General features: G+C 72.0%; 9 protein-coding genes. 6 read left to right on the top strand and 3 right to left on the bottom strand.

Annotated elements, in window-relative coordinates:
- Positions 1–45: 45 nt before the first annotated feature.
- The 4 genes from rpsI to ACTHNQ_RS08965 all read left to right on the top strand — a co-directional run bounded on the left by rpsI (position 46) and on the right by ACTHNQ_RS08965 (position 4,747).
- Positions 46–522: a 30S ribosomal protein S9 gene (gene rpsI, locus ACTHNQ_RS08980; RefSeq protein WP_018171487.1), complete on the top strand. Its 477-nt coding sequence runs from the start codon at positions 46–48 to the stop codon at positions 520–522.
- 16 nt (positions 523–538) lie between these two features.
- Positions 539–1,897, top strand: coding sequence for a phosphoglucosamine mutase (gene glmM / locus ACTHNQ_RS08975; protein ID WP_440332967.1), 1,359 nt, complete (start codon positions 539–541; stop codon positions 1,895–1,897).
- A 180-nt stretch (positions 1,898–2,077) separates the two neighbouring features.
- Positions 2,078–3,727 carry a polysaccharide biosynthesis tyrosine autokinase gene (locus ACTHNQ_RS08970; RefSeq protein ID WP_440332965.1) on the top strand — a complete coding sequence of 550 codons (1,650 nt, stop codon included), beginning with the start codon at positions 2,078–2,080 and terminating at the stop codon, positions 3,725–3,727.
- 183 nt (positions 3,728–3,910) lie between these two features.
- Positions 3,911–4,747: a universal stress protein gene (locus tag ACTHNQ_RS08965; RefSeq protein ID WP_440332963.1), complete on the top strand. Its 837-nt coding sequence runs from the start codon at positions 3,911–3,913 to the stop codon at positions 4,745–4,747.
- A 6-nt stretch (positions 4,748–4,753) separates the two neighbouring features.
- Here ACTHNQ_RS08965 and ACTHNQ_RS08960 read toward each other — a convergent pair whose 3' ends face one another.
- Positions 4,754–5,683, bottom strand: a complete 930-nt coding sequence (locus tag ACTHNQ_RS08960; RefSeq protein WP_440332961.1) for an SDR family NAD(P)-dependent oxidoreductase — start codon at positions 5,681–5,683, stop codon at positions 4,754–4,756.
- 93 nt (positions 5,684–5,776) lie between these two features.
- On the opposite strand from ACTHNQ_RS08960, the gene ACTHNQ_RS08955 reads away from it, so the two are divergent.
- Both ACTHNQ_RS08955 and ACTHNQ_RS08950 read left to right on the top strand, forming a co-directional pair.
- Positions 5,777–6,325: a TetR/AcrR family transcriptional regulator gene (locus ACTHNQ_RS08955; RefSeq protein WP_440332959.1), complete on the top strand. Its 549-nt coding sequence runs from the start codon at positions 5,777–5,779 to the stop codon at positions 6,323–6,325.
- A 62-nt stretch (positions 6,326–6,387) separates the two neighbouring features.
- Positions 6,388–7,431: a LacI family DNA-binding transcriptional regulator gene (locus ACTHNQ_RS08950; RefSeq protein WP_440332958.1), complete on the top strand. Its 1,044-nt coding sequence runs from the start codon at positions 6,388–6,390 to the stop codon at positions 7,429–7,431.
- On the opposite strand, the gene ACTHNQ_RS08945 is transcribed toward ACTHNQ_RS08950, so the two are convergent.
- Entirely contained in the window at positions 7,425–9,113 is a 1,689-nt protein-coding gene (locus tag ACTHNQ_RS08945; RefSeq protein WP_440332956.1) for a glycoside hydrolase family 32 protein, read from the bottom strand. The genes ACTHNQ_RS08950 and ACTHNQ_RS08945 overlap by 7 nt on opposite strands.
- Before the next feature lie 22 nt (positions 9,114–9,135).
- The coding region (locus ACTHNQ_RS08940; RefSeq protein WP_440332955.1) for a glycoside hydrolase family 68 protein at positions 9,136–9,482 on the bottom strand (347 nt) is incomplete at its 5' end.

Below are 9,482 nucleotides of genomic sequence, written 5' to 3'. Positions count from 1 at the left end.
GCGACCAGGTCGCCCAGTAAGCGCCGCACAGAACAGGACACACTGATGGCGAACATCGAAGAGAACCCCACGAGCTACTCCACCGAGTCCCAGGTCGACGAGACGGTCGTCGCCGCCGAGCGCCCCGTGCTCTCGGTCTCGGGCGCGGCTGTCGGCCGCCGCAAGCAGGCCATCGCCCGCGTGCGTGTCATCCCGGGCTCGGGCACCATCACGGTCAACGGCCGTGCGTTCGAGGACTACTTCCCGAACAAGCTCCACCAGCAGCTCATCACCGACCCCTTCACGGTGCTCAACCTCACGGGTGCGTACGACGTGATCGTCCGCATCTCGGGTGGTGGCCCCTCGGGCCAGGCCGGCGCGCTGCGCCTCGGCATCGCCCGTGCGCTGAACGAGATCGACGTCGAGAACAACCGTCCGACCCTCAAGAAGGCCGGCTTCCTCTCGCGCGACGCCCGCGTCATCGAGCGCAAGAAGGCCGGTCTCAAGAAGGCCCGCAAGGCGCCGCAGTACTCGAAGCGCTGATCGGCTCCATCTCCGCATGCCGATCTTTGGCACGGATGGCGTGAGGGGGCTGGCCAACGGCCCCCTCACCGCCGATCTCGCACTGTCCCTGGCCCAGGCGACCGCCGTCGTCCTGGGCCAGGGTCGTTCTGCCGAGGCCCGCAAGGCCGCCGGCAAGCGCCTCACGGCCGTCGTCGCACGCGACCCGCGCATCTCGGGACACTTCCTGAGCGCCGCGGTCGAGGCCGGTCTGGCCTCATCGGGCGTCGACGTCTATGACGCGGGCACGTTGCCGACGCCGGCGACGGCATTCCTGATCGCCGACATCGACGCCGACTTCGGCGTCATGATCTCGGCCTCGCACAACCCGGCGCCCGACAACGGCATCAAGATCTTCGCCCGGGGCGGCGTGAAGCTGCCCGACCTGGTCGAGGAGCGCATCGAGGCCGCGATGTCGGGACCGAAACTGCTTCCGACCGGCGCCGACGTCGGCCGGATTAGCCGCTTCGCCGACGCCGAGGACCGCTACGTCGTGCACCTGCTCGGCTCGCTGCCGCACAAACTGGACGGGCTGCACGTCGTCATCGACTGCGCGCACGGTGCGGCATCCGGAGTCTCTCCCGAGACGTTCCGCGACGCGGGCGCGCGCGTGACCGTCATCGGCGCCGACCCCGACGGGCTCAACATCAACGACGGCGTGGGTTCGACGCACCTCGACGTGCTCTCGCGGGCCGTCGTCGAGCACGGCGCCGACGTGGGCATCGCGCACGACGGCGACGCGGACCGCTGCCTCGCGGTCGACGCCGACGGCAATGTCGTCGACGGCGACCAGATCATGGCGATCCTGGCCGTGTCGATGAAGGCGCGCGGCCGTCTGAAGGATGACACGCTCGTCGCGACCGTCATGAGCAACCTCGGTCTGCACCGCGCGATGGCCGAGCACGGCATCCACGTCGAGACGACGGCCGTCGGCGACCGCTACGTCCTCGAGCGCATGAACGAACGCGGCTTCTCGCTCGGCGGCGAGCAGTCGGGTCACGTCATCATGAGCGAGTTCGCGACGACCGGCGACGGCGTGCTCACGGGCCTGCACCTGGTGGCCGAGATGGCCCGCACCGGCAAGTCGCTCGCCGAGCTCGCGTCGATCATGACCGTGTACCCCCAGGTGCTCGTCAACGTGAAGGGCGTGGACCGCACGCTCGCCCGCACCGACGTGGTCGTGCAGGATGCCGTCGCCCGCGCCACCGCGGCGCTCGGCATGTCGGGCCGCGTGCTGCTGCGACCGTCGGGCACCGAGCAGCTCGTGCGGGTGATGGTCGAGGCGGCGTCCGAGGACGAAGCCCGCCATCACGCCGAGGCGCTCGCCGACGTCGTACGCGAACGCCTGGCGCTCTGACACGAGATTCGCACGCAGCGGCAGAACGGCCGGGGATCTGCACCGGCGAGGATCTCTCTGGTCGTTGTGTCGCGATCCGGTGCTCGCGGTGTCGCATTGTGTTCGTGCAGCAGTGTCGGCCCCGCACTGCTCGGATAGATTCGAGGTCCGGCAGGTGCGCGAAGGGGGCTTGGACCACCGATGGAGCTCAGAACGTATCTGCGCATCGTGCGCTCGCACTGGCTGGGCATCCTCTTGCTCACCGTACTCGGCGTGGTCGTCGCCTTCGGGTGGACACTCCTGCAGCCGCGCGTGTACACCGCGGACGCCGGCGGCTACGTCGCCGCGGTACGCGGTGACGGCGCGACGGACGCAGGCTCCGCGCTTGTCGCGGAGAACCTCGCCAAGGCGAAGGTCAAGTCGTTCCTGGACCTGGGGACGTGGCGGTCGGTCGCAGAGAACGCGATCGAAGAGCTCGGCATCGACGCTTCTCCGGAAGCCGTCGTCAACCGGGTTCGCGTGACGAACCCCGCCGACACCGTCAACATCAAGGTCGAAGCATCGGCGTCCACTCCCGAGGGCGCCCGCGATCTCGCCCAGGCGTGGATCAGGGGCATGGCCGCCGAGATCGAGAGCCTCGAGAGCAGCGATGGCGCGTCGCTCGCCGCGGTGCAACTCGTTCCCGGCGATTCGGCGCGGCTGCCGAGCGCTCCCAGCTCGCCCAACACCCGGCTCGCACTCGCGATCGGCGGCCTGATCGGACTCGCACTGGGCATCGGTTACGCCGTACTGCGATACACGCTGGATCGCCGAATCCGCTCCGCAGACGCCGTCGAGAAGGAGACGGGCGTCGCCGTGGTCGGACTCATCCCCGAGGAGAGGTCCTTCACCCCGGTGGATCGTCTGCTGCCGATCGACGCAGGTTCGTCGGGCGGTGCCAATGCAAAGCTCTTCGCGGTTTCGGAGGCGATGCGAGAGCTTCGCACCAACATCCAGTTCATGGACGTCGACAACCCGCCGAGAATCATCGTGGTCACCAGCCCGCTTCCCGGCGACGGCAAATCGACGACAGCGGCCAACCTCGCGATCACGCTCGCGGCAAATGGCCAGAAGGTCGTGCTCATCGACGGCGACCTGCGCCGGCCGACCGTGGCCACCATCTTCCACCTCGTCGACGGGGTGGGCGTCACCGACGTGCTGGCCGGCCGCGCGACCCTTGAAGACGTCGCGCAGCGTGTGGGCCGAGCGGGAAACCTGCTCGTGCTCGGAGCCGGCAAGCTGCCCCCGAACCCGAGCGAGGTGCTCGGCTCGGAGCGCATGCGCACCTTGTTGCGCGAGCTCGCCGAGGATTACACGGTGATCGTCGACGCCCCGCCGTTGCTTCCGGTGACGGATGCTGCGGTGCTCAGCCACAGCGCGGACGGTGCTGTCGTCGTCGCCAGCGTCGGAAAGACGACGTTCGAGGCGCTGACCAAGGCGCTGGTGAACCTCGATCGCGCCGGCGCCCGACCCCTCGGCGTCGTGCTGAACCGCGTACCGCGGAAGGGGCGCGCCGGCTACCGCGACTACCGATACGAGGGCGACTACTACCAGTCCGGCAAACCGGCCAAGGGCGGGTCGGCGAAGTCTCGTGGCGAGGCGGTCACGGTGCCGGACTCGCCGGCGGACCTGCCCGGGGCCGTGTCGGCGCGCGATGTCGCTACGGGTGCGCCCGCCGAGGACGCGGTTGTCGAGGCCGGGGCCGGATTGCCCGCCGCCACCGAAACAGCCCCCGTTGTCAAGAAGGCCCGTGAGAAAACGGGTGAAGCGATCGACGGCGGCACGCGGCGCGCCCGTCGGACTGCGGGCTGACGAGTCCAGCACGCGGCGCCGGGATGCTGCCGGTGCGGGTGCGGTCGCTGCACGCCGCGCGACTCGGCCGGTCGCGCAGCCGAGTCCGTGGCGGGAACGGAGCCGGTGCGGTTAGTCACGGCCGGCGATCGTTCGCGCGCGAGCGCGGTCGGGCTAGCCTGGGGGCATCCGAGAGGAGTCATCGTGGGTGAAGCGATCGTCGTCGGAATCACGGATGCCGCGGCCTCGCGCCGTGCGGTCGACTGGGCCGCGCAGCGCGCCGCCGAGAGGCGGCAGCCGCTCGAGCTGCTCGCGGTCGTCGGCGGAGCGACCGGCGCGGTCGGAGAAGGCCCGATCGTCGAGGCGGCGCTCGCCGAGGCGCGGGTGCGTGCGGAGGTCGAGGCATCCCGCATCGCCGGCGGACTGGACGTCCGCACGCGCGTCGAGCGCGGCAACCCGGTCACGCGGCTAGTGGAGGCGTCCGAGGGCGCGGCGCTGCTGGTCATCGGCAGCGATTACCGCGGACCGGGCACGAAGGCCTCGCGCGGCGCGCACGGGCTGCGGATCGCCGCCGGGGCGCACAGCCCGGTCGTGGTGGTGCCCGATTTCGACGTCGCCGGGCGCTCGGGCGTCGTCGTCGGCGTCGACGGATCGCCGGCGGGCGAGAAGGCGGTGGCGTTCGCGGCCGCGGAGGCCGACCGGCTGCGCGAGCCGCTCGTCGCGGTGTCGGTCTGGACGCCGCTGGAGGTGCCGCGCAACATGGGCGTGTACCCGGCGGAGTACCTGGAGAATCTCGCGCACCTGACCGAGGAGTCCCAGGCGATCTCGCTCGCAGGGCTGAGGTCGCAGTATCCCGACCTCGAGATCGTCCCCACGGTCGAACGCGGCTACCCGTCGCAGATCATCAACGAGCTCGCCGCGAAGGCGCGCCTCGCGGTCGTGGGCTCGCACGGGCGCGGCGCGCTCGCGCGGTTCCTGCTCGGGTCGATCAGCCAGGAGGTGCTGGCGCATCTCGGGACGGTGACCGCCGTCGTGCGCTGAGCCTGCTCAGACGGACACGGGCATGCCCGTCAGCGCCTCGAGCTGCTCCCACGTCCGCGCGGCACGCCCGGACGCGGGGTGCGCCGTGTGCTCGTTCGGGGTCGACCGGACCGGCTCGCCACGGCGCCCGCCCTCCGGCCCGATGTACGCTCCTCCCGGCACCGTCGGATCGGTGAGGGCGCGCACCGCCGACCATGCCGCGGCGTCCTTGCCCTGCGCCCACGGCGTGAAGGGATTGCGGCGTCGTTGCGTGCGGGGGTCGTAGACGCCGTCGCGCGCCGGTGTCTTCGCGTCCACTCCCACTCCGGGGTGCGTGACGATCGAGTGCACGGGCGAGCCGGCCGCGCGCAGACGGCGGTCCAACTCGAACGCGTAGATCTCCGTCACCGTCTTCGCATGCGTGTACGACCGGAGGAACCCGCGCGGCGTCGCCGAGACGTCTTCGATCTCGACGGGGAACCGTCGCACGAACCCGGTCGACGCATGCACGACCCGGGATGGGATGCCTGTCTCGCGAGCCGTTCGGGCGAGGCTCGGCAGCAGCGCACCCGACAGCGCGACGTTGGCGACCGTGTGCGTGCCGAGCATCATCGGCAGAGCATCCTGTGTGGTCGCCCCGGCGGACCACTGCATCGCACCGCCGTTGAGGAACATGCCGTCGATCCGGTCGAACGCCGAGAGCTCGCTCGCCGCGCGGCGCACCGACGCGAGCGAGGCGAGGTCCACGACGACGGTGGACACCTCGGCACCCGGAACATGGGCGCGGATCGCTGCGCGTGCCGCGTCGAGCTTGGCCGCGGAGCGCGAGGCGAGCACGACATGCGCGCCGGCGCCGGCGAGCTGCTCGGCGGCGAAGTAGCCGATGCCGGCGGAGGAGCCGGTGACGACGTGCGTGCGACCCCGCTGGTCGGGCAGGGCGGCTGGATTCCAGGACATGATGACTCCTCAGGCGGGTGAAACGGATGAGCTATCCACTTCGGACGGTATCACAATACGGATGAACTATCCGGTTTGGGGTAGGGTGGGGACATGAGCCCGGGTCAGCGTGCGGATGCGGTGCGCAGTCGTGCCCGCATCCTCGACGCCGCGCGGGGTTGCGACCCGGATGGGCTGCGCCTGAACGAGGTCGCGCGTATCGCCGGTGTCGGCGTCGGCACCGTGTACCGCCACTTCGCCACCGTGCACGCGCTCGTCGAAGCCCTGGTGTCGGACGATCTGGAGCGCTACCGCGAGCTCGCGCGCCGCGCGGTCGCCGAACCCGACCCGGCCGTCGCGCTCGAACTGCTGGTGCGCGAGGGGCTCTCGCTGCAGCTCGAAGACGGTGGGCTGCAGTCCGTCCTGCTCGCGTCACAGGATGCGGATGCCGCCGTCGCCGGTCTGAAGCGCGAACTGGAGGATGCCGCCGAGCTGGTCGTCGCGCGGGCGCGCGGGGCGGGGGTCGTCCGCCGCGACCTGACGGCATCCCGCCTGCAGCACCTCGTGTGCGGCGTCGAGCACGCCGTGCGGATCGGCGGGGCCGGCGAGCGGGAGTTCTTCGTCAGCGCGATGCTCGCCGGCCTGCGCCCGCCGGCTCCGTGACAGGACACGGGGTCCGAGCGGCGCCCCGGCGTTGCCTGGCAGGCGCGCCATAGGCTGGGCTCATGCAGGCAACCCCGGCCCCGGGCGGGCGCGCGCGCGTGAGCGACGTCGCCGCGGCCGCGGGTGTCTCGCCGACGACCGTCTCGCACGCGCTGAGCGGCGCGCGCGCGGTGAACGCCGAGACCCGCGAACGGATCCTGGCCGTCGCGCAAGAGCTGGGATACGTGCCCGACCGGATCGCCAGCGGGCTGCGCCGCCGTCGCACCGGTGTGGTCGGCCTGCTGGGCGACGATCTCGCCGCCACGCCCTTCGCCGGCCGCATCATCGAGGGCGCCCGGCGCGCGGGCCTCGAGCGTGACGTGCTGCTTCTGGTGGGGGAGAGCGGCGGGGATGCCGACGCCGAGCGCGACCTGATCGCGCGCTTCCTCGCGCACCGGGTGGACGGGCTGCTGATCGCGCGCATGTACCACCAGCGCGTCGATCGCCCCGAGGGCGTGGACGGCGTGCCCGTCGTCCTGGTGGACGCCGCCCCGGGGCAGGACTGGGAGGTCGACGCCGTGGTCCCGGACGAGCTCCAGATCGCCACGCTGGCGTGCGAGCGGCTCATCCGCGACGGGCACCGCGACATCGCGTACGTCGGCACGACCGACGCATCGCGCGCTGCCCGGGGGCGACTCATCGGCGTCCGCTCCGCGCTGGGCGACGCCGGCATCGCGCTGGACGACGGACGCGTCGAGTTCTGCTCGTCGGATGCTGCCGGCGGGCGGGAGGCCGGTGGCCGTCTGCTCGACCGCGACCGGCCGCCCACGGCCATCATCTGCTTCAACGACCAGATCGCGATGGGCGTGATGCAGGCCGCCGCGAGGCGCGGGATCCCTGTGCCCGCGGGGCTGTCGGTGGTCGGCATCGACGATCTGCACCCGGTCGCCGACGCGCTCGACCCGGGATTGACGACCGTCGCGCTCCCGCACGAAGAGCTGGGGCGGTGGGGGATGACCCGGCTGCTCGACCGCATCGACGGCACGGCTCCGCCCGCGGGAGGCCTCCACCTGCTGCGGGGCGCGCTGGTCGAGCGCGGATCGGTCGCGCCGCCCGCCGCTCACTGACGCGCGACCGGCGCCACCTGCAGCGGCGTGAGGCTCGCGCCCTGCACGGTGACGGCTTGACGGGCGGCCTCGAACTCGACGCCGCGCGCCCCCGGCCTGCCATAGGTCGCCATGGTGAGCGCCGCCGCGCCGTCGCCCGCGAACACCTCGACGGATGCGGCATCCACCACCACGTCGAGGGTGATGCGGCCATCGGGTGCGGCGACGGCGGCAGTGCGGACGGCGCGGTAGTCCTCGGGCATCCCCGCGGCGATCGCGTCGGCGTCGCGGGCGACGAACACCGTGCCCGCGTCGAAGTCGTAGCCGACCGTTGCGAAGCTGCCGTCGCCGGAAGCGATGCGCACCCGCAGCTCGCCGGCGTCGCTCGACGCGGTGAGTCGCAGGCGGTACGCGCCCGAGCGCGGCGCGGCCGTGGTGGCCGAGCTCTCGCCAGGATCCAGCCGAGCGTCATCGAGCTGTCGAGGGCGGCCCTCGAGGGCGGCGAGCTCGGGTGACGGGGTCGAGTGCAGCGAAGCGCCGCCGTCGCCGTCCGACCGGAGGGCGAGCTGCCGCACGATCGAGTCCGACCCGCCCTGCCAGTCGGCGCCCGGGAGCCGGCCCGCGTACGCCCAGTTGTTCATCCAGCCGATGCCGTAGCGCGTCGTGAGCCGGTCCGTGGCGCTGAGGCGCGGGTCGTCCCACGTGACCGAGGCGTAGTAGTCGGGGCCGTGGTCGAGCCACCGGTGCCCGCCCGGGCCGGGCGTGAACCGCTCGCCGTCCCACGTGCCCGTCCAGTAGACGGTGCCCGTCGTCATGCCCTCGGCGGCGCCGTTCGCGCCGGCGGCGAGCACCCACCGCACGTCGTCCGGGTCGCCGTCCACCGCCATGGGGAACAGGTCGGGACACTCCAGCACGCCGAGGCCGGTCGTGGCGAAGTCGGAGGCGTAGGTCCACTCGCGCAGGTTCGGCGAGGTGTAGAAGCCGATGCGGTCGTGCTCGGCGAGGGCCATGACCCAGTGACCGGCGGTGTCGTCCCAGAAGACGCGCGGGTCGCGCCAGTCGGCCACGCCGGGGTTGTCCATGATCGGGTTGCCCTCGTACGCGTCGAAGCGGTAGCCGCCGTCGTGCGAGACGAAGAGGGACTGCCGCTGCACGCCGTCGTCCTGCTGCGTGACGACGGCGATGACGGCTCCGGCGCCGAAGCCGGCCGTGCCGTGCTCGTCGACGACCGCGGTGCCGGTCCAGATGTCACCGAGCCCGTTCGCGTACTTGTCGATGGCGACGCCCTGGTCGGTCCAGTGCACGAGATCGGGAGAGGTCGCGTGGTACCACGCCGTGCCGTTCCCGTCGGGGTGGTCGGCGTTGTACAGGTAGTAGAAGTGCCACAGCCCGTCGAGGAAGAACGGCTTCTGCGGGTCGTTCATCCAGGCATTCTCCGGCGTGAGGTGCACGGCGGGGCGGTCTGCGGACCAGTCCTCGGGGCGCTGGAACGGGTCGGCGGACGGCGAGGCCTGCGGCGCTGGCTCGCCCGCGGGCGGCCACAGCACCACGGCGCACGTCGTCGCCACGAGAGCGGCGATCACGACGGCGGCGACGATCAGGCCGCGGCGACGGGTCCTCGGTCGCGGTGCGGGGTTCGTCATCGGGTCCTTCCGGTCGGGAACGGTGAGGTGGATGCCTCGGCCCAGGCCGGGCCGAGGCATCCACTTCTCGTCAGCGGGTCGGTCAGCGCAGCGGCTTGACCTGTCCGCCGGGGGTGACGTTGACGTTCGCCGGGACGTCGGCCCAGCCGCCGAGCCCGCCGTCGCCGTAGGTGTAGTCGACGCTCGTGGTGGCGCCGTCGATGTCGACCTTCACCGTCGGGGCGAGGGTGCCGCCGCGGACGAAGTCGTCGGACGTGCCGATCGTGTCGATGAACGACTGCACGAGCCCGCCGGGCATCACGTAGTGCGAGTACGCCTGGAACGCGCCCGGGTGCTGGTTGTAGTCGGGCGCGAAGGGCTGGCCCTGCAGGTAGTTCAGGTTCGTCGGGTTGCCGAGTGCGAGCCCCGAGCCGCCGTTGAGCGGCTGGA

This window comes from Microbacterium sp. (genome assembly GCF_051953575.1).
Lineage (GTDB): Bacteria > Actinomycetota > Actinomycetes > Actinomycetales > Microbacteriaceae > Microbacterium.
This window is presented reverse-complemented; position numbering and strand designations above follow the sequence as displayed.

What these genes read in the sequence shown, in the direction of transcription:
- ACTHNQ_RS08950 (WP_440332958.1), top strand. Translation starts at nt 6,388, where the DNA reads ATGCAGGCAACCCCGGCCCCGGGCGGGCGCGCGCGCGTGAGCGACGTC.
- glmM (WP_440332967.1), top strand. Translation starts at nt 539, where the DNA reads ATGCCGATCTTTGGCACGGATGGCGTGAGGGGGCTGGCCAACGGCCCC.
- ACTHNQ_RS08970 (WP_440332965.1), top strand. Translation starts at nt 2,078, where the DNA reads ATGGAGCTCAGAACGTATCTGCGCATCGTGCGCTCGCACTGGCTGGGC.
- rpsI (WP_018171487.1), top strand. Translation starts at nt 46, where the DNA reads ATGGCGAACATCGAAGAGAACCCCACGAGCTACTCCACCGAGTCCCAG.
- ACTHNQ_RS08955 (WP_440332959.1), top strand. Translation starts at nt 5,777, where the DNA reads ATGAGCCCGGGTCAGCGTGCGGATGCGGTGCGCAGTCGTGCCCGCATC.
- ACTHNQ_RS08960 (WP_440332961.1), bottom strand. Translation starts at nt 5,683, where the DNA reads ATGTCCTGGAATCCAGCCGCCCTGCCCGACCAGCGGGGTCGCACGCAC.
- ACTHNQ_RS08945 (WP_440332956.1), bottom strand. Translation starts at nt 9,113, where the DNA reads ATGCCTCGGCCCGGCCTGGGCCGAGGCATCCACCTCACCGTTCCCGAC.